Source organism: Bradyrhizobium sp. HKCCYLS1011 (assembly GCF_051167795.1).
In the GTDB taxonomy this organism is placed as follows: domain Bacteria; phylum Pseudomonadota; class Alphaproteobacteria; order Rhizobiales; family Xanthobacteraceae; genus Bradyrhizobium.
In genome coordinates, this window is sequence record NZ_JBNPTT010000001.1 from 385,959 (window position 1) to 403,468 (window position 17,510).

27 protein-coding genes are annotated in these 17,510 nt (G+C 61.1%); 16 read left to right on the forward strand and 11 right to left on the reverse strand.

Translation table 11 applies throughout. The annotated features are described in order from the left end of the window. Nucleotides 1-128 precede the first annotated feature (128 nt). Entirely contained in the window at nt 129-317 is a 189-nt protein-coding gene (locus tag ACQR1W_RS01800; protein WP_434849205.1) for a hypothetical protein, read from the reverse strand. 864 nt (nt 318-1,181) lie between these two features. On the opposite strand from ACQR1W_RS01800, the gene ACQR1W_RS01805 reads away from it, so the two are divergent. After that, nucleotides 1,182-1,679, forward strand: a complete 498-nt coding sequence (locus ACQR1W_RS01805; RefSeq protein ID WP_434849206.1) for a DoxX family protein — start codon at nt 1,182-1,184, stop codon at nt 1,677-1,679. Nucleotides 1,680-1,856: 177 nt separating this feature from the next. On the opposite strand, the gene ACQR1W_RS01810 is transcribed toward ACQR1W_RS01805, so the two are convergent. Continuing rightward, nucleotides 1,857-2,234, reverse strand: coding sequence for a hypothetical protein (locus ACQR1W_RS01810; protein ID WP_434849207.1), 378 nt, complete (start codon nt 2,232-2,234; stop codon nt 1,857-1,859). Nucleotides 2,235-2,480: 246 nt separating this feature from the next. On the opposite strand from ACQR1W_RS01810, the gene ACQR1W_RS01815 reads away from it, so the two are divergent. From ACQR1W_RS01815 to ACQR1W_RS01825, 3 genes are all read left to right on the forward strand, one after another. Next, nucleotides 2,481-2,951, forward strand: coding sequence for a hypothetical protein (locus ACQR1W_RS01815; RefSeq protein ID WP_434849208.1), 471 nt, complete (start codon nt 2,481-2,483; stop codon nt 2,949-2,951). Between the two features lie 338 nt (nt 2,952-3,289). Beyond that, nucleotides 3,290-3,640: a VOC family protein gene (locus ACQR1W_RS01820; protein ID WP_434849209.1), complete on the forward strand. Its 351-nt coding sequence runs from the start codon at nt 3,290-3,292 to the stop codon at nt 3,638-3,640. 145 nt (nt 3,641-3,785) lie between these two features. Beyond that, nucleotides 3,786-3,944 (forward strand): hypothetical protein, encoded by a 159-nt coding sequence (locus ACQR1W_RS01825; protein ID WP_008973403.1) that lies wholly within the window; start codon nt 3,786-3,788, stop codon nt 3,942-3,944. A 673-nt stretch (nt 3,945-4,617) separates the two neighbouring features. On the opposite strand, the gene ACQR1W_RS01830 is transcribed toward ACQR1W_RS01825, so the two are convergent. Together ACQR1W_RS01830 and ACQR1W_RS01835 are read right to left on the reverse strand one after the other, a co-directional pair. Then, nucleotides 4,618-5,046 (reverse strand): VOC family protein, encoded by a 429-nt coding sequence (locus ACQR1W_RS01830; RefSeq protein WP_434849210.1) that lies wholly within the window; start codon nt 5,044-5,046, stop codon nt 4,618-4,620. Between the two features lie 314 nt (nt 5,047-5,360). Next, a complete protein-coding gene (locus ACQR1W_RS01835; RefSeq protein ID WP_434849211.1) occupies nt 5,361-5,654 on the reverse strand; it encodes a helix-turn-helix domain-containing protein in 294 nt (97 codons plus the stop codon). Between the two features lie 214 nt (nt 5,655-5,868). Here ACQR1W_RS01835 and ACQR1W_RS01840 point away from each other — a divergent pair, with 214 nt between their 5' ends. The 3 genes from ACQR1W_RS01840 to ACQR1W_RS01850 all read left to right on the forward strand — a co-directional run bounded on the left by ACQR1W_RS01840 (nt 5,869) and on the right by ACQR1W_RS01850 (nt 7,099). Further along, nucleotides 5,869-6,072: a helix-turn-helix domain-containing protein gene (locus ACQR1W_RS01840; RefSeq protein ID WP_434849212.1), complete on the forward strand. Its 204-nt coding sequence runs from the start codon at nt 5,869-5,871 to the stop codon at nt 6,070-6,072. 154 nt (nt 6,073-6,226) lie between these two features. Next, complete coding sequence (locus tag ACQR1W_RS01845; protein WP_434849213.1) at nt 6,227-6,829, forward strand: helix-turn-helix domain-containing protein; 603 nt, start codon at nt 6,227-6,229, stop codon at nt 6,827-6,829. Between the two features lie 15 nt (nt 6,830-6,844). Next, on the forward strand, nt 6,845-7,099 hold the full coding sequence (locus tag ACQR1W_RS01850) for a hypothetical protein (RefSeq protein WP_434849214.1): 255 nt from the start codon (nt 6,845-6,847) through the stop codon (nt 7,097-7,099). A 395-nt stretch (nt 7,100-7,494) separates the two neighbouring features. On the opposite strand, the gene ACQR1W_RS01855 is transcribed toward ACQR1W_RS01850, so the two are convergent. The 4 genes from ACQR1W_RS01855 to ACQR1W_RS01870 form a co-directional block, all read right to left on the reverse strand. Then, nucleotides 7,495-7,731: a hypothetical protein gene (locus tag ACQR1W_RS01855; protein ID WP_434849215.1), complete on the reverse strand. Its 237-nt coding sequence runs from the start codon at nt 7,729-7,731 to the stop codon at nt 7,495-7,497. Between the two features lie 901 nt (nt 7,732-8,632). Then, a complete protein-coding gene (locus tag ACQR1W_RS01860) occupies nt 8,633-9,274 on the reverse strand; it encodes a hypothetical protein (protein WP_434849216.1) in 642 nt (213 codons plus the stop codon). A 33-nt stretch (nt 9,275-9,307) separates the two neighbouring features. After that, entirely contained in the window at nt 9,308-9,550 is a 243-nt protein-coding gene (locus ACQR1W_RS01865; protein WP_434849217.1) for a hypothetical protein, read from the reverse strand. After that, nucleotides 9,547-9,882, reverse strand: a complete 336-nt coding sequence (locus tag ACQR1W_RS01870) for a hypothetical protein (protein ID WP_434849218.1) — start codon at nt 9,880-9,882, stop codon at nt 9,547-9,549. The genes ACQR1W_RS01865 and ACQR1W_RS01870 overlap by 4 nt, the downstream gene beginning before the upstream one ends. A 123-nt stretch (nt 9,883-10,005) precedes the next feature. On the opposite strand from ACQR1W_RS01870, the gene ACQR1W_RS01875 reads away from it, so the two are divergent. The 9 genes from ACQR1W_RS01875 to ACQR1W_RS01915 all read left to right on the forward strand — a co-directional run bounded on the left by ACQR1W_RS01875 (nt 10,006) and on the right by ACQR1W_RS01915 (nt 13,086). Beyond that, nucleotides 10,006-10,200, forward strand: coding sequence for a hypothetical protein (locus ACQR1W_RS01875; RefSeq protein WP_434849219.1), 195 nt, complete (start codon nt 10,006-10,008; stop codon nt 10,198-10,200). A 25-nt stretch (nt 10,201-10,225) separates the two neighbouring features. Next, nucleotides 10,226-10,438 (forward strand): ribbon-helix-helix protein, CopG family, encoded by a 213-nt coding sequence (locus ACQR1W_RS01880; RefSeq protein ID WP_434849220.1) that lies wholly within the window; start codon nt 10,226-10,228, stop codon nt 10,436-10,438. Further along, the gene (locus ACQR1W_RS01885; protein ID WP_434849221.1) at nt 10,425-10,811 is read left to right on the forward strand and encodes a hypothetical protein; all 387 of its coding nucleotides are present in this window, start codon (nt 10,425-10,427) and stop codon (nt 10,809-10,811) included. The genes ACQR1W_RS01880 and ACQR1W_RS01885 overlap by 14 nt, the downstream gene beginning before the upstream one ends. 2 nt (nt 10,812-10,813) lie before the next feature. Continuing rightward, entirely contained in the window at nt 10,814-11,140 is a 327-nt protein-coding gene (locus tag ACQR1W_RS01890) for a hypothetical protein (protein WP_434849222.1), read from the forward strand. A gap of 223 nt (nt 11,141-11,363) precedes the next feature. Beyond that, entirely contained in the window at nt 11,364-11,561 is a 198-nt protein-coding gene (locus ACQR1W_RS01895) for a hypothetical protein (RefSeq protein ID WP_434849223.1), read from the forward strand. Next, on the forward strand, nt 11,518-12,291 hold the full coding sequence (locus tag ACQR1W_RS01900; protein WP_434849224.1) for a hypothetical protein: 774 nt from the start codon (nt 11,518-11,520) through the stop codon (nt 12,289-12,291). Before ACQR1W_RS01895 ends, ACQR1W_RS01900 begins: the two co-directional genes overlap by 44 nt. Then, complete coding sequence (locus ACQR1W_RS01905) at nt 12,288-12,485, forward strand: hypothetical protein (protein WP_434849225.1); 198 nt, start codon at nt 12,288-12,290, stop codon at nt 12,483-12,485. Before ACQR1W_RS01900 ends, ACQR1W_RS01905 begins: the two co-directional genes overlap by 4 nt. Nucleotides 12,486-12,488: 3 nt before the next feature. Next, nucleotides 12,489-12,674, forward strand: coding sequence for a hypothetical protein (locus tag ACQR1W_RS01910; RefSeq protein WP_434849226.1), 186 nt, complete (start codon nt 12,489-12,491; stop codon nt 12,672-12,674). Further along, nucleotides 12,664-13,086: a hypothetical protein gene (locus tag ACQR1W_RS01915; protein WP_434849227.1), complete on the forward strand. Its 423-nt coding sequence runs from the start codon at nt 12,664-12,666 to the stop codon at nt 13,084-13,086. Before ACQR1W_RS01910 ends, ACQR1W_RS01915 begins: the two co-directional genes overlap by 11 nt. A gap of 22 nt (nt 13,087-13,108) precedes the next feature. Here the strand turns inward: ACQR1W_RS01915 and ACQR1W_RS01920 are convergent, their stop codons facing one another. The 3 genes from ACQR1W_RS01920 to ACQR1W_RS01930 form a co-directional block, all read right to left on the reverse strand. Beyond that, nucleotides 13,109-14,287 (reverse strand): hypothetical protein, encoded by a 1,179-nt coding sequence (locus ACQR1W_RS01920; protein ID WP_434849228.1) that lies wholly within the window; start codon nt 14,285-14,287, stop codon nt 13,109-13,111. A gap of 174 nt (nt 14,288-14,461) precedes the next feature. Continuing rightward, entirely contained in the window at nt 14,462-15,547 is a 1,086-nt protein-coding gene (locus ACQR1W_RS01925) for an NYN domain-containing protein (RefSeq protein ID WP_434849229.1), read from the reverse strand. Between the two features lie 687 nt (nt 15,548-16,234). Beyond that, nucleotides 16,235-17,230 (reverse strand): hypothetical protein, encoded by a 996-nt coding sequence (locus tag ACQR1W_RS01930; RefSeq protein ID WP_434849230.1) that lies wholly within the window; start codon nt 17,228-17,230, stop codon nt 16,235-16,237. Nucleotides 17,231-17,510: the final 280 nt, after the last annotated feature.

The window sequence follows — 17,510 nt, forward strand, 5'->3', positions numbered from 1 at the left end:
CCTGCTTTGCGGCACAACGGCGCCGCCCCGATCACACCGTCATGATTGCGGCCTCACACGAAGGAGAGCCAGGACACGCCGCTCATCATCGCGATGAAGCCCGTCAGCACAGCCAGATGATGCGGCCGCTAGCGCGACCTGTCCGCGCTCTTCTGCTGTTGGATGGCACGTTCGACCTCGGTCGCGAGAACGTGCAGATGATCGGCCAAACGCGCGAACAGTTCGCGCTTCTCGCGATCGGTCGCCAAGTCGCGGATCATCGCACATTCAGCGGCGTCGGCCCGGAGCTTGTCCAGGTGCGCAAGAATGTCTTTCATTTGATGTTCCCGAAGAACGCGTTCCAACGCAGGAACACGCAATTCGTTCCGGACGGGCTGAAGATCGGCTCAACTGGTTTTGGATCAATCGTCCCAGATCCACTCGCCGCAGGTGCTGCATTCAAACAGCCGAACGGTTCGGCCACGGCGCGGATCAAGCAAGGTATGGCGAAGCCGTGGCGGGGCGGTGCAGTTCGGGCACCGAGGCTCGGCGGTCGCAGTCTGGCGCTCCGGCGCGTCCTTGATCTTGGTCACGATGTCACAGCCTTGTCTGACAACGCACGTGCGCAACGAGGGTACGAGCGAAGCTGCGATCGGTTTCGAACTGATCTCCCTTCAATATGCAATCAAATTGCGGCTCGCGAGCGCCGCAAGCGAGGCGAAGTCGGCCTTGTTGTGCTCGCCGCGCAGCACGGGGCAGGGTGAGCAACCGGTCTCGCCGACCCGCGTTGTCAGGCCATGGAGAAATTCCGAGAATACGGGTTCTGGCTTGCGGTGGCCGCAGGGCTTGCGCCGTTGGTCGCCGCCGCAGCGCTGCTGCTGTGGATCCAGAGTTGAGGCGGACCATGGCGGGGCAGCGGTGCGGCGGAATCACGATTGGCATCGAGCGAAGCGATTTCTGACTCGCATCGACAGTCAGTCACGACGCCGCGAGGCGGCGAAAATCGCGATGGTGCGCTGGTAACGTGGCGAACTCTCCGCCGAAGAGCAAAAAGCTGACCGAAAGGCACGAGCAGCATCGTGCTCCGATCGGCTTACGCTCCAACAAGAAGAGAAAAGCTCATGGTGATGTCAGATGCCCCGCACAGCGCTCAAGGTCGAAACCGTCACATTGGCCGGATCGTTTCCGTCCTGCAGGACCTCATGTCGTCCGGGATTGCCCGATGGGCGCCGATCCCGCTTCGGCTGATGGTGGGCTACGGCTTCGCCGAACATGGGTTTGCGAAACTGCTGCGCGGCACTGACAACTTCACCGGCTTGTTGCACGCCCTCGGATTGCCGGCCGCGAAATTCATGGCCTTGTTGACGATCGCAACGGAGATCATCGGCGGAATCTGCATCGCTCTGGGAGCCCTGGTCCCGCTGATCAGCATTCCGATGGCGATCGTCCTGCTTGTCGCGATCTTCACGGTGCATCTGCAGTACGGCTTTTCCTCGATCAAGCTGCAGGCGATTACGGCTGACGGCGCACGATTTGGTCAGCCTGGCTACGAGACCGATCTCCTCTACCTGGCCTGTCTCGTCGGGCTGGTGCTCGGCGGCAGCGGGCCATTCGCGGTCGACACTTGGCTGTTGGGCAAGATCAATGCGCTGAAGGCATCGGCTACAGTCCAACACGACGACACGGCAGCTGAGCCCTAGTTTTCTCAAGCGTTGTGGTCGTTCAGCACTATTCCGTCGCAAGATCGCGCAAGACGCGGATAGAGAGCGGCCCGGTATGCCGGCATACCGGGCCAGTCCATCTGGCGGATTGAGAGGCGGTCCCAGGCCGCACGATCGGCCGCGCCGGGATCACGCGTCTCGTCTGGCCGATCTCGCTTACTGGCAATTCCAGGTCGTGCCTTGCGCGCAATAGGCATAGGGGCTGTCGCCGCCGTAGCGCTGATAGGGATAGTGGCCGGAGCGGTAATAGCCGTAATAGGCCGGGCCGCCGTAATAGGTAGGTCCGCCATAATAGACCGGACCGTCGACATAGGCTGGCCCGCCATAGTCGTAGGCATAGGAGTCGCTGGCCGCCGCGGCCGCAAGTCCGAAGCCAATCGCGCCGACAGCGGCCGCTGCTGCAGCCGCGCCTCCGCCATGCCAATGGCGGGGCCTTGCATCCGCATGCGTCGGCGTCAGTGCGCCGAGCGTTAGGGCCATCACTGAGGTGATCACGGCCGTTCGGCCGAGCACCGGAGCATTTCGAATGGACATTTGATTCTCCTCCGTCGCGACAGGCGTGTTGCATGTCGAATGCACGTAAACCCGCGCTTCCCAGCGAGGTTCCGCGTCCTTATGGGTATCTGCGACCCAGGCCAGGTTCGATGGCAGACGATGTCCGGAACTGCGGATAGGAGGACGCGTTTGTCCGTCGGTCGGCACGGGAACGGGCTTCGCCTTCGGAACGTCGCGAAGTCGCGCTAGCGTGCGTCGTCACTTTTCGGAAGCTGGGACCGCGCCATGAAACTGATCCTCGCCGCGACCGCGCTGCTCACCCTGGCCGGCGTCAGCGCGTCTTCGCAGGCGCAACCCGCGCGCTGGACCACCTATAAAATTCCGGAGACCGGCACGTCGGTCGACATTCCATCCTCGATCTTCAGCGAACCGTCGGGACGACCGGACGGCTATGGAGAGCGTTTTCAGACCGCCGACGGCCGCGCCAACCTTACGATCCAATCGGCGCCGAACGCCGCACACGATTCACCGGCCGCCTTTCTCGCCAAGAAGAACCCGCCCGCCCACATCCAATATAAGAGGATCACGCCGCGCTTCTTCGCGGTGTCGAGCACCAGGGGCGGCATCGTCTGGTACAACCGCTGCAATTTTGCACATGATTTCGTCCACTGCGTCCTGATCAACTATCCGGCGGCCGAAGAGCGTGCCTGGGACGATATCGTCACCCGCATCAGCCTGTCCTTGAATCAGGACTGACCGCGCGCCGGTTCGCGGTCGTCCTGGGGCGTCGCTGCGCTTATCCGGGCTCCGCGCGGGGGGAGCCAATACGGGCCATCGAGGAACTGCGGAGCTTTAGGTCCATTAACTCTCCACAGTGGCGGAGATTTGAAATGGCCAGGCATCTGTCCCGAGCCCGGCTGACGCGGAGCGTCGCCGGTCTGTTCTCAGCGATGGCGGTGTGCACAACCGCGGTCTTCATCGCAGCGCGTCATCTGGCGGGCTGAAGGCTGCTTTGCGCCTGTTGGCGAACCTGCTCGCGGGCGCTGATCGCGCCCGTGATAAGGTGACGGCTATCTCGAGGAGAGCTGTCTCCGATGGCAGTCAAACGTGTCGTCGCAAATATCAAGAGCGGGTGGCCTGAAGCGGCGAAGGCATTTTACAGCGACATCCTCGGAATGGATGTGGTGATGGATCTCAGTTGGATCGTGACTTTCGCCAGCGACGCGATGTCCCCGGCGCAGGTGAGCATCGCCTCCGAGGGAGGCTCCGGCGCCGATGTGCCGGACCTGTCGATCGAAGTGGATGATCTGGACGAGGTCCTTGAACGGGTCGCGCAGGCAGGCATTGCCATCGTGTATGGACCGGCATCGGAGCCATGGGGCGTGCGCCGCTTCTTTGTTCATGACCCGTTTGGCCGGTTGGTCAACATCCTCGCTCACGCGTGATGCGCTGACGCGAACGAAACTCATCGCCCGTCGGCCTGTCGCGATCTCGTGAAGGTTCAATTCGGCTGCCGCGTGAACTACTTCACAGCGGGCGCGACTGACGTCGTGGTAGTGAGGCGGTGTGTCCTCCCCGGAGACCAAGGCAATGGCTGCTGCAATCGTTCGAGCTTTTTCCCGCGTCTCGGAGACCATCGTCGGCGCCAGCGAGACGCTGAAAATTCTCTTAATCTTCGGCCTGGCGGGATTGGCGATATCGCTGCTCTTGGCCAGCTACGGCCTCGATCTGAGTGCAGGCTTCTTTTAACGAACGGATAAGCCGGCGAGGGTTGTTTACAGCGAGGGTGAGACAAGGCAGATAGTGCCAAGCCGGATTTCGGTGATCAGCCCGAATCTGGCCCTCAGGTCGACGGGGCGACGAGATGGCGGATGATGCGGATCCACCGACGAGCCTTGTTAGCACTTCGACGGCCAGGGCGCCTCTCGATATACGGCCCATGCAGCACATCTTGTCGCCGCTCGTAGATGGCCACGGCTAGCGCGCCAACTGCGCAGCTGACTGCGGCGAACACAGCAAGTTCGATCATGCTAATTCTCCAGCTCGCATCGGCGTGGCTGAAGAAGGCGCGATCGTCAATTTGCAGATGCCGTTAAGCTGAAGCGAAAAGCTTAATGAGGGAGCGATCATACGTACAGGGACGCGTTGTGGCTCTCAAGGCTCTGCGCTCATGCGATCAGGATCGAGCTCCGGGAATTGAGCCACGTAAGTCAGGAAATAGGATTCAAAGATGAAATTCAGGAGCGCGGACATGACCAAACTCCAGGGTTAATGAACGAACGCAGGGTGCCCCGCGCCCGTTTCAATCGGTTTTCGTCCAGGTCGGAAAATGATGTCGTCCGGCCTGGATTCGGTTTCGTCCAGGCCGCGCTGACACGGGGGGGGGCCGAGCGGCCATTTCCCGCTGGTCGGGCCCGTGGGGTCAGCCGCCTTGTATCGCCGGCTCGGCCGCCATTCCGGCGGGGTCCATCCAGATCGGCTCGAATATGTTGCCGTCCGGATCCTCGAAGGTTCGCCCATACATGAACCCGTGGTCCTGACGATCGCGGATGTCGCCTTTTCCGCCGGCCGAGACTGCCGCGTCGACGATCGCGTCCACGTCCTGGCGGCTGTCGCAGGAAATCGCAAACAGCGCGGCACTCGTCTTGTGCGCGTCCGCGATCGGCTTGTGGCTGAATGTGGCGTAGGTGGCGCGCGTCAGGAGCTGAAAGGTGATCGTATCGGACCAGACCATGCATGAAGCCCCGTCGCTGCTGAACTGAGCATTTCTGGTGCAGCCGATCGCCTCGTAAAAGCGCGTCGCAGCGGCCAGGTCGGTCACGGGAAGGTTGATGAAGATCATTTTCAGCATGTTTGCCCCTTATTTGGGATGTCTTGGCGGCCCCATCGTATTGAAGCCGCATCGCGAACGTAGGACGTTCGGACTTCCTGATCTCCGACACGATGCGAGAGAAAAATCCGTTGAAGCCGGGATCAGAGAGTGATGTCGCGGGCGAACCGCCGACCAAGCTCGGATGGAAGGATTAGGTGTGGCGATCCCGGCAGTCCCCAAACTATGTTCATAACTAGTTGAAGACGCAGAGGATATTTTGCGCGATTCGGATGATCGGAATGCCAGGATTAACCGCGGGTTGCGTATTGGTGGTGCTTCTCTAGGCAATCTTTTCAACCCGCGGGGTGTTTTGGTGAATTTCGTTTGCGCAATCCAGACGGGAGTCGCTTCAGAAAGTCATCTACATCTTGTCGTCGGACTACAACCTTTTTGCCCAGCCGATGCGCCGGCAGCAAGCCCGCATCAATTGCCTGCCGGATTGCGGTCATCCCGATCCCTGTCAAGCCGCAGGTCTCGTTGAGCGACAGTGAGAGCCTGTTAGGTGGCGGCACCGGATAGTCGCGATGCAATTTCTTGGAACGGTGTTTGATGCTGGTGGCAGGCGTCGTCTTGTCCGGCTCGGTCATGATACGCGAACCCTCTGCTACTTGTTTCAGCGCGCCCGCTGTTGATTACAGCAGCTCGCTGCGTTGCGCGTTTGCTCCCGGCTCGCTCAGTCGTCAACGACCATCGAGCGCTGTTGACACTCTTTTGTGCTGCATTGCACGGATATGCTTGACGGCACGTACGATTCTCTTAGCGTATCGCCCGACAGCGCCATGTAGTTCGGAGTTGCGCTCAATGAAAAAGGACACGGAGAAAACGCTTAGCGTCGCCACGGCAGGCGCACGTTATTTCGGCCTTTGCGCGGCCAGCTCTTATCGAGCGGTCCGCGCCGGACAGATTCCCGCGATCAAAGTCGGCCGCCTATGGCGTGTGCCGATTGCCGCGATGGAACGGATGATGGAGCAGGCCAACACAATCACGCAGGACAAGCGCGGATGAAAAAAGGCCCAGCCTGCAGGCGACAGGCCGGGCCTCCGATAACTGGTAGTAACCGTCAGCGAGGGCAACAATCTACCAGCGCCCGGAATCCCGGCGCAAGCCCGCCTCCATCATCGTCCTGTCAACAGCGATTGCCCCGCGCGGAGGCGTCGCCATGAGCGGCGCGCCCTGGACGAAAGCCGGAACCAAGGATTGGCTGGCCCTGCAGCGCGCCAAGGGCTTGGAGGCCGCGGCGTTTCTGGTGCTGTTCGCGCTCACCGAATACGTCAATGCCGAAACCGGAGAGGCAAACCCCAGCCTCAATACGCTCGCCGTCGACTGTCATATGAGCCAGCCGCACGTGCGCCGCATGATCCAAAAGCTGTTGGCGTCCAATTGCATCTGCGTCGTCGATCCCGGCAAACAGGGGCGCGGCCATTCAGCGCGCTATCGGCTCCTTCGCGACGACGAGGCGGTGAAGGCGCATCAGGCCGCCGTCGTCGCCAGGCGGGCCGAGCGGCGCGAGAGCTATGCCAGTGCCACCCGCAGCATGGTCAAGGGAACGGCGCTGGTGATGAACGGCGCCAGCGCGCCGCCCAGCATGCGGCAAATGGCGGAACAGCAGGCCAAGGCGCGCGAGCAGGCCGAGGCCGAGGAAAAAGCCCGCTGCGCCAAAGAGCAGTTGGCCCAGATCCAGCCGCAGCACGTCGCAAGGTACGCCGGACAGTTCCGATTCCAATGGCCGCCCGCGATCGCGACCGGCAGTTCCCTCCCGTAATCAAAAGAGGATTAAATGAGCAGGAACATTCGCTTTGAGCTCGAACGCAGCGCCGACGTTCTCGACGACGTGACAAAGGAGCTGCGCTATCTGCTGGAGAAGATGCCGGCACCCTACGAGGCCAAGGTGCGGCGCCTTGTCGAGCGAACCGAAAGCGCCATCGACGTTATGGACAGCGTCCTATGTTTTCTTGAGTTTGAGGAACTTGAGGACGAGGCACTCAAGCGAGAAGCAGCCGCATTCGTCGCGAGCGCCAAAAAAACTGCCTGACCACCACAAAAAAGACGCCCGCGTCTCTTTTCTGGAAATCCTCAAAGGGACATAAAAGGGACGCCCGAGTCCCTGAACTGTAGAACTGGAAGAAATATAAAATCTGAGAATGAGGACAGAGCGGAACCCGGCGCGCGGCGCTGCGCTCGCTCGCGGGTGGCGGCTCCGCGCCGCGCTCGGCAAGCATTGGAAGAAAATCCTCCACAAAGCGGAAGAAAATCTTCCACCGGGCGCCAGCGCGCGATGGCGGTGGCGATGATGTACCCACCAGGAAAGCCAGGGCGCGGGAAAAGGTTAGAAATCTATAACGATTTAGAACCGCCCAAAGCCGCAGCCGTCAAGGTTCTGATCTCACATGCGCGCACCGTGCTCGCCGACAGCCGGACGCTGGAAGTTCAGCCGCTGAACTTGACGCGCTGCTGATGCGCGAGGTGGGCCAGCTCGCCGAGCATGGCGAGATCGGCGGCGGGCATGGCAGAGATAGCAATGCTACCTCTGCCGGCCAGCGTGGAGCGACCTATGCGCTGCGCCGTCTCAAGCGCGACCGCCCCGACCTGGCCGAGCGCGCCAAGCGAGCTTAACACCCGCCCGCCGATGCCAGAACGGCCGGAATCGCGGAGATGCGCGGCCACGGCCCTCCGGAGCGCCTTCAAGGGCTCAAAATGGCGCAAAACGCGCGTTTAGCCGAATCCGCGATGGGTAAGGTTTCGTAAGGTTGAGCTAACATCGGCCAGCGCTGGCGGGCAAAAACCGGGATTTCCCGCGTTCGCCAGCGAATCCGCCGCGATCCGGAGACTCGGAACCGGCCCGCCGTCGCGCCCGCCGCCGCCGTCGTCTGGCCCGCCGTCGCTGCTCACTCGGTTGCGCGCAGGGCCGAGCGCCGCCGAGCGCCTAGTCCAAGGCTAATCGATCGATCGTTTTGACCGGTTGCTCGGCCGGTCGCTGACCAAGAAAACATGACTTGATATCAATCGGTTATCAAATCGGTTGGGCCGCAGGTTTGGGTCATTGGATGGGCGCCTTTGGCTTTTGCCGCCGCTCGCGCCGTTCGATCGGGCTAGGCACTGCCGCTGGAACGGACCCGTTAACCCCAGCCACGCCGCGAGTTCCCGGCACCGGCCGATTCTTTTGATTTTCAGTCAGGGTCGATCCAGTTGATTGCGCGGCACTGCTTGCATTCAAACATCCGCATCGCGTGTCCGGTTCGTGGGTCCATTAGCCGAAACGCGAAGCCCGGTATCTCCCCGCATCTGCGGCAGGCCGGGTACGCGGGCGGCGGCGCCCGCTGCGGGTCAAATTCTTCCGTCACCCCGCATGCCTCCGTCGGCGATTCGATCAGCCATTAAACGGAGGCGGATGCCGGGCCGCACCAACATAGACGAATTCCGGGCTGCCTCTCCGCCAAAGGGGACCCATTTTGGCCGGATCGGGTCCCCGCGGGCCAGGGGAAGCCCGCCGGCGCGTTTATCCAAGGAGGCCTATGTGCTGCGGCGGCTTGTTGCATCGGCGATGGGCGCGCGGGGGGCGCCTTTATTACAGCCCGCGGAGCGCCGCATCGATCCTGACCGCGACGTCGCCGGGCAGTTGGACGTGGTCGCGGATGTAGCCAAGTAGTTCACGCAGACTTTCGGTCTCCCGACGAGCGGCGTGTGTTTCCGCCTCCGCTTGGCCAACGGCCTCAAGCATCTTGTCCTGCTTCGGTTCCCGCATCGCGCGCTCGGCTCGCTTTGCATCCTTCTCGGCTCGGGGTTCGGTCGCCTGCCAATAGGCCATCCAGACGCGCTTGGGGTGATTCAGTTTGGCGGCCTCGCTGGATGGCAGGGTGGCGCGCCATTCCTTGATGGACTTGCGGCGCGGATCGAGGCTCGGCGTGTCGTAATTTTCAAGCACCTTGATGCAATAGGTGCGGTCTTCTTTGCTGGGAAATTCTGTGCCTTGCTGGTCTCGGTCGATCAGTTTCTCGCGCTTTTCAATCCGCGCAAATTCCTCCCTGTATGTGGCCCCTTGCGGCACGTTGGTCCCAGCGCGGCGCATAGCTTCGCTGCGGGCCTGGTCATATCCGCGCGCAATCTTCATCCAGTCCGAGAAATCGCGGCCCGATTTGAGGTGCTTCATGGCCACTCGGTATTCCTGGTAGACGGTGAGCTGTTCATCGGTGAGCACGCCGTTGGTCATGGGGTTCTCCTTGGCTAGACAGAACCACCAAGGTTAGACGGTCAAACCAAAAAAGATCCTCAAAAGGGAGGCGAAGGGGTACTGCAAAGTTTTCGTCCAACCTAAGCCCTCCCGCAGGTTTGGCAGAGCGCTGGTCCGTCGCGGATCGGTCTGGAGCTGGCGCAGCGCGGCGGCCTCGCCGATCATCTTCCATTCCAGGAACTCGACGCGCTCGCTGTCGCGAATCCGTCGCCACGCCGCGCGACCGTCGCCGACGATATCGGGACCGTCTGTCATCCGATGCCCTGCGCCAGTGCCAGAGCCGTTACCGCGCCGCCCGTCGAGGTATTCCGCAATCGCCATGCGCTGATCGGCACCGCAATGCCGGCGATCTGATTGGCGGATGAGATCGCTGGGCCGCCGACGGCCGATGCTGGAAACGCCGCGATGCCATAAGACGATGGGAAAATGCCCTGCGCATCGTCGCAGGTGATTTCGACCGTATATTGCGACGACAATGCCGCGACGGTGATCTGGAACGTGACGTTCATCGGCGAATAGCCCGCCGTGTTCAGCGGCAGCCATGAACTCACGCCCGAGCTGGTCAGTGTTACGCTGGTCGGATGCAACGACAGACCTCCGTTGATTGTCCGTGTTTCTCCGTTCTGGTATTATGCGAACGAACGCTCGCACTATCAATGGCGAGCGATATTTGCCGCGGGTTCGCGGCGACGTCGCGAAGGAGCGACACCATGGTTCACCGAACGCGGATTGATAGTCAGGTCGAGCGCATCGAGGCGGCGCGGGCCGAGGTCGAGCGGGCAATGGCTGCCTATAGCAAGAACGGCGACACGGACCGGCTGAATCGGGCGCAGCGCCAGCTCGCGGACGCCTATGAGCGCTGGCGCGGACTGGACGACGGCCGCGTCCGCGACGATCGGCGCTAGTCGCACAACGTCGGACAAACGCCGCATGAGCAAAGCACCGAAATACCCGGCGCGAATTGACAGTTGGATGAGCGCGGAAATGGCGGTGATGGTCGAGGCGCTGGCCGAGGCCGAGCAGCTAACAAGTTCGGCCGTGATCAGGCGCGCGCTCGCGCATTACTTTGCCACTCTCGGCATCGCGCAGCCGCGCGCGCCAAGGCCGCAACACCATCGGGAGGTCATCAATGGCCAGCTATGATGAAATCTATCGGCAAGCAATGGCCGGCTATCGATCCGCGATCGTCGAGCAGCAGGCCGCCTTCGAGCGGGCAACGCTCGCAGGAGACGTCGACGAGCAGATTCGCGCCAGTCAGGAGCTGGCCGCGCTGCGGGTGCAGGCCAACGAATATCACGCGATGTGTGTGCAGCATGCCGAGACCATGCGGCCGGCGCCGCAGGCGTCGAAATACGGATTGAGCGAGCAGGAGCGCGAGGTTGCGCACAATTGGACATCCGACGCGAGCCTGTCCAATGACGAGCGCGAGCGGATCTATGCCGAGCAGCGGGCCAAGTATCGGCAGATGCGCGCCGATGGATCATATCGCGATGACCAAGGCATGGTCCGGAGGTAACCGTGGTTCTCACCTTCCAATCAACGATCGCGGAGTCCTTTGAGCTGATCGGGACCGATGCCCGAGGCCGGCGCCGGATCGCCACTGCCTCCAAGGCGCCGCAGGACTTCTATTGGCAATTGGAGCTGCGCCACCCGTCCGGCGACCGCTGGGAAGGCCGCTATCACGGCAACAGCGGAGTCCTGGACGCGCTAGCCGAATTGCTCAATTCGCGCGATCAGCAATTCAAGCAGGATGCTGCGCGGGGCGACCGGCCGCGCGCCGATCTGGCCGACCCGAACCGGGCGGTGAATGAGGCCGTCGCGCCGATCACGCGCAGCCGAGCATGAGGAGATAGCCATGCGCCTCCCGCGCAACCATAATGCCAGCCCGCTATGGGATGACCATCCTGGTCAGAGCCGTGACAAGAGCGCGCTGCGCTTTTGGGCGGACAGAGCGGAACGCAACTCGGCTATCGCGCCGCGGGCGCGATCGGGCGAAATGCGCCTCCCCGACACGGGCGGCAAGGTGCGGCTGCAATCGACCGCGGCCCCGCCGCGGCGCGAGGACTAAATGGTTTTCCAGCGCGCCACCTTCGACCCTTTGTACATTGAGCACCTGATGCGGCTGGCCGAGCGCAGCAAGGACCGCTGGCCTTACATCCATAGGCGCGCCACCGACGAGCTGGCGCGCATTGACCGCGAGCTGGCGCGGCCGGAGAGCAACTATGCAGCTAAGGAAAACCAGGAGCGGCGCAGTCGCCCCGCCTGATCTCGCCGCCGGGCCGATGGCGGCGGCGCGCGATGCCCCGACCACGGAAGCACTGGCTCCGGCATCGTCGCCGCCGCCATCTCCGTCTGCGGGCGACGACGCGATTCGCCATGCGCTTGAGGCGACCCGGCGCGCCGAGACAATCGACCAGGCCGAGCGGCAGCGGCTTGCGCTTGAGCAGCACATCGACAGCCTGGAGCTGTCGGCGCACAAGAAAGCATTTCTGCGCCGGCATCCCGAGGCACTGATCGATCACGCCCTGGCGCAGGCGATGGCGTTTTCCTATCAGCGGGCGCTTTCGGACGGCGTGCCCGACGATTCCGACGCCATGGATGAGCGTATCATCGCGGGCATGCGCGAAATGGAGACCGAGCGCGCGCGCCAGATCGAGGCCGCCGCCGCCAATGCGCGGCAGGCGGCATCCGGCGCATCCTATGAGCCGGCCATGCCGCGCCCGCTATTGCCGACGCCCGCGCCGACACCGCCAACCGCGACGGCCTCGCCGCGCCAGCATATCCCGATGGCAGCGCCCGTTAGTCGCACCGCGCCAAGCGCCAGCGGCAGGCGCGATCCGGGCCGGATTACGCTTTCTCCGGAGGAACGCGACGTCGCGCGCACGTCTATGAGCTGGCTGCCGCCGGAGCAGGCCGAGCGGGAGTATGCGAACAACAAGGCCAAGCTGGCGCGAATGCGCGACCAGGGCATTTATCCCGAAAGGGAACGTGGATGATCCCCGGCATCACCGCGCGCAGCTCTAGCCCTGAGATCGCCCGATGGGCCGAGCAGATGCTTGCGCGTCTCGGCGAGCCGATCAGCCCCTATAACGACGACGTCATGACCATCGACCGCGTCTTTGATCATGTGCGCCGGTTCTACGGCGCCGCCGCCGCCCGCAATCTTTCGTTCGAACTCATCGAGCATTGAGCCATGCCGATTCCGACGCTCCAAGATCGCCAGCTTGCGGAAATCGATGATCTGGCCAACGTGGTCATGATCCGCCTGCGCAACTATCTGCACGGCGGCCCGACCCGCGATCCGGCGCCAATTCGCAGCGCGCTGCAAGTCTACGCCGACACCGTCGCGGCCTTTATCGACGGCATCGATGAGCGATAAGCAACAATCGCGGCCGGCTGGCGCCGTCGCCAAGACACTGGCGACCGACAGAGCGGCGGCCAACTACAAGCCTGGCCAGACGGCGCCGAACCGGCGGGAGGAGTTCGCCGCGCTGAACCGGTTCATCACCGAGCGCGGCGGCTGGATCACCAGCATCCCCGCCGCGCCGGAAATCGCGATGGAGTGTCTGGAGGGTAGCGCCTTGCCAGACGAGTTGCGCGCCCTGGGCTATCGGCTCAAGCCCGCGGGCGAGGGCGAACGCATCATCGCAGGTACTATCACCGAGCGGTTGTCTCTAACGAGCTGCGGCGTGTTCGAGCCACTGGTCGATGGTAGCACCAAGACTATTGTAAGGTTCATGAGGCATGCCGGCATTCACAAGGTGAAGCGGTACTCCTTCGATATGCCCTAACAACCGGAGAGCCTAGTATTCGCTACGACGGCAACCAACCGGGCTGATTTGCCGCCTCAGCCGGTCGTACGCCGTCTCTATGTCCTTGTTGTATAGCCGGGAGCACACTCTCCCAAATACCTTCAATAATTTTCAGGAAGCAATTCCGCATATCAGTTGCCATGGGCCGCAGTTCCTCTGGCAACATCTGATCTAAGAGACCAAAGACGTTGATCCGGTCGGCAAGCGGCGGATGTGATTTGTCAGCAGATACATTGTCGGCACCCGTTTCCAGCACCCAACGCGCGCGCCGGACCATATCCATCATGCCAAGCACGATAACCCCGCCCACGCCGAACATCGCATAGAGATTTGGAGGCTCAGCGCGATCGCCCAACGCTATGCTTGCCGCTCTCGCGAAAATGTCAGCTTCGTGCTCATCACGCAACACGTTGTACGTCTCTTCGCTCGATGAAGTGGCTTGACCATGTTTCATCACGTGATGGCCGTACTCGTGGGCGAGCGCAAACCATTCCATCGATTTCAACAGGAAGATGCGCGTTACTTGCCCAGCCTGGTCCGGCGGCGGTTTGATGAGTGAGGGCGGCAGCCAGCCGCAAGCGAAATGCAGAACGATCAAAATCCATTCGCCAATGAGTTCTGGCGACGCTCGCAATCTTGCGACTACAGCAGCAGGGTCGTTGGACACCTTGGTCAACGACTTTCTTTCGTCTATCGACGGCTCTCTTTCGTGCGGCAGGGTGCGGGCAATGAGCTTGCTCACGCAGTTGCAAAAAGCGAGGAATGGCATACTGACATCAATAATGCTGACGTCCGTCTCTATTACTTCGCGCTGGCCTGCGAGCAGCCCAAGTTCGGGCGCAACGCCATAGACCACGCCATTGCGGATAGGAATCTTCTGCTCACGGCAAAGACGCTCAATATCTTGAAGGATCTGCCCGAGGATTGCGCGCGCATTCTTGTCGTCGAATTGCGAACCAGGCGGTGCGGCAGCAATATACGACTTGTAGCCTTCCAAGACTTGCTCGACATCCGCATCGGAGGTGCCATTTGCCTTGATGATATCCCGTAACAGTTGCTCGTTCCTCGCCAACCATTTGTCGAATGTTTCGGTAGTATATCTAAAGCCATTTCGGTAAGCGTCGGCAGATTGCCGTTGCCGGCGATAGTCCTCTGCAGCGTTTTTGCTTTCTTCCGTCACTGGGGCTTGCTCCGTGTGGGGCACCGACGAGGCCCCGAACCAACAACATATGCAATCCGCACGCAGGTGGCCTGTGCAGCAGCCGATGCGGCTCATTGCTCTCGAAAGCGTGAATCGAAAGGCCGACGCCTGGCCGGAATGAACACAGCGTGCTGATCCACCGTTCGCAGCAGTCTACCGATTTGCGAATAATTTTGACCACGATCCCATGTCGCCGCCAGCCATTACGACCCAGCGGGCACCGCCGTGGAACTGGATTTGAGCTACCCCATCGCGGACCACGCAGGGAAGCGGTCCCGTCAGATCTCCACTCGCAAGTTGGCGTCGAAACTCGCCAAGGCCGCCGCCGATTTGCCGGTGGCTGTAATGCACCCCGGCGCCGTCCTTTTTGTGCCAGTAGAGTTGCAAACTAGACATCAAGAAATCCAAGTCCTTATCCTTGATTTCTGACTTCTCTGTTATATCAATAATTCTGATCTGATCGGGCGTGACAGGGGCGGCATCGAGAACTTGCTTCAACTGCTCCTCGCAAGGCGGCGCTGTCAGAGCGATATAGTGCTCATGCTGAATCGTGCAGAGATCCGAATATAGCTCCTGCAGATTGATTTGAGCCCAAGTGATGGAGCGCATATCCCGATCTGGGGCTCCCGTCGCAACATGCAAGACGCGCTGACCCTGATCCCTTAGGAAGGATAGCACTGGGACAAAGTCGCGGTCGCTGGACACCAGCGCGAGGTATTCGTGTTCACGCATGAAGGCATGTTTGATCATCTCCACTGCTAGCATAACGTCAATTCCGCTTTCGGACGTCAGTTTCACTTGCTCGCCGCATTTCGCGCACATCGTAGCGGTCTGCTTCGGGACACGTTCGGCAAAAGTGAAGAAGAGCCCAGATTGCGATCCGTATCGGTCTAAGGTCTCTTGAACAAACTTAGACTCCTGTGGGTTCGATTGGGACTTGGAGCCGAAAATGTAACAGCCGGCCAATTCACCCGTTGTCCTATCGTAGTGGCCTTGCCTTGTCTGATGGACGAGATGGTCGACAAGTCGATCCCAATGGACATGGATATCGAAATCCTTGCATTGGTTCCGGGCGTTGATGACTACGTTCCAGAAGTCAACAAAGAGTTTGATGCGTCTCTGTCCAGACTGAATTACTTCGATCCTATCGTTAAACGACATTGGCCCCATATCAGCCACTCCCGATTCTGAATACATCCATTTTGTACAATTCTTCAGCTTGCGCAACGTCAGGTTCAACGTCCGAACGCTGCATCGAAGCGGATATTTCGGTCAACTTGCCTGATGATCCGATACCTCTTCGATGCATTCCGTCTCGGTGCCGGCGGCGGCGTTGCTTGCCGGCGTGTAGCGCCTTCATGATGGCGATATGGGCGAACATCAGCGGGGTCTTGCCCGCAAGCCTTCATCAGCATCTCCGCCGCGAGAGCCCATTCGGGCCGGTGCTACACCTTCTCGGGCAGCGCGGCGACATAGCGGGGCGGCATCACCAAGAAGCCGCAGTACGCGGCCATCGGGCAGGACGATTTCATCATCGAAGGGGCGGCCCTAGCCCTTGGCACTCATCAGTGCCGGAAGCCTTGTTCGTCCAGTTCAACACGGAAGCCTTCGGGCAAGTCGGGCGTGGCGTCGTCCGGAATATTGCGGGCACGGCTCGTCGGGCACGCCGTAGCCGCAAGCACGTTCAGCTTGCCAAAGTCGATCAGGATTGGCCTCGCAGACCCAGAGGTAGTTTTCGCTGCGCGTGCAGAGTTCATCGCTCGCGAGTCTTGTGGCTCGCGTGAAGGTGAAGCGCAACGCCGTCTAGCATTACCGAGACGGGGCGATGACCGGGCCGAGGGGGCCGGGGATGTAGCACGCTACCAACCACAGCGCTTGTAAAGGTTCGCTGTATTGAGCGCCGGACACCCGCACCGCCGAGGGCAGCTAATCTGCCGGATCACTTTCGCGCTTGAGTCGCTCGCGCCATTCGCGGTCCTCTTGGATCAGCGGTCTGTTACCGCGCTTCCGTTTCCGGCCGCCAGAACGCACGGCCTGTGGGACGACACCGGGTCCGGCCGAAACCATGGTTCTAACGTTCGCGCCTTTGAGACCGCGAAGCTTGCTCGTGATAGTGACGTTCTCAGCTTTCGCGGCCTGAATGAGATTGTAAATATCTTCGCCGCTGATGGTCTTTCCGGGCTCCGCAATCACGATCGTGCTGAGGTCGATAGGCGCGGCGTTAGCCTCCTCGTCCGTCACAACCGATCGACCCATGGCAACAACCTGCTCAAGCGTTGACTCGTTGAGCACGTCGCCCATTCCGGTGCCGCCCGCGAAACGCCTCCGGACCTTTCCAGGGTTCTTACGTATGTGTTCGAAGAGCGCAACATCTTCGTCGGAAAGTGCCGCGTGGAAATCGTTATACCGGATGAACGGCTTGTCATCGACGTACATTTGAAAATGCCAGTGAGGCCGTTTCGAGTGTTCGCCGCCTCCGTCGTGCCCGCTGAGATCGCTTGCGCTACACGAGAATGACCACAGCAGGTTCTTGTATTTGATCGTGAGTTCGACAAGCTTGCCACTACCTTCATCAGCCAGGTCATTGATGTTCTTCGCGAACGCCTCCTCGTTTGCGACCCAGCGCAAGTAGTGCTCAAGCTTGTTGAGGCTATATTTCTGTGTGATCAGCTCGAAATGCTCCTTGCCGAATTCATTAGGCTTCAGGAGCCAGTGAGGACACGGCTTGGCCGGATCAAACGACGTCAATGACTCGCCGCAGACCCAACATTGTCCCGCTTGAAATTTTTCATGGAACGCCTTGTGTTCTTCCTCACCCTGTTTGCGAGCACGCTCATTGATGCGCCATCGTTCTTCCGGTGAGAGGCAGGACAAGTGTTCCGCGTACGCTATGCCGCGGTGCTTGACGACATCGTCAGTCATGAGGGAGAGATCGTCCCTAGGTTGATCCGAGCTATGCGACGATGGATCAACTGCTGACTCGGTTCAAGTGTGCTACTAGCACATACCGGTCGACGTCCGCGATCCCCATCTCCGCACGGCAGAAGGAGGTCGACCGGCCGGCCGCCACCTGGGTGGGTCGGCAGCTTGCAGCCCGCATCCCACATCGCCTCTCTTCAGTCCCGGAGTGCGGGGCCCGCGCCGGTATGCCTGAAATCGGATTCGGTCAGCTTTGGCTCGAACCGGCGCCAAACCGCCTCGA